Source organism: Bacillus sp. MUM 13, from assembly GCF_001866725.1.
Classification (GTDB): Bacteria; Bacillota; Bacilli; order Bacillales; family DSM-1321; genus Peribacillus.
This window is the reverse complement of record NZ_MLYQ01000172.1, coordinates 1-299: the sequence shown is the minus strand read 5'-3', so window position 1 is coordinate 299 and position 299 is coordinate 1. Positions and strand designations below refer to the sequence as shown.

Below are 299 nucleotides of genomic sequence, written 5' to 3'. Positions count from 1 at the left end.
GAGGACGAGGTTTCAAACGGACTGAAAAAGTCAAAGGAAATCGTAACGGCCCAGCAGGACGATTTGAAGAAGATTTTTCAGACAATAGATGATATTCTATCTTTACAGGTATTTTCAAAAGAAACCTTTGAAGATGAAATTGATAAAGCGGATAAAAAAAGAGACAACACCATTAAAGCGGTCAACAAGTTCGATGCCAGCCTGCTGACTGAATATGCGGTTTCCGAGCAGCAGGAAAACTACTTGATTACACTTCTGGGCACCATCATGAACTCAAGCAGTCAAGGCGGCAAGATCTC

The 299-nt window shown here is 41.5% G+C and carries 1 protein-coding gene; it reads left to right on the top strand.

The genetic code is table 11. The features are described from left to right. On the top strand, window positions 1–299 hold a 299-nt coding region (locus tag BIV59_RS22525), incomplete at both ends, for a T7SS effector LXG polymorphic toxin (RefSeq protein ID WP_240501978.1).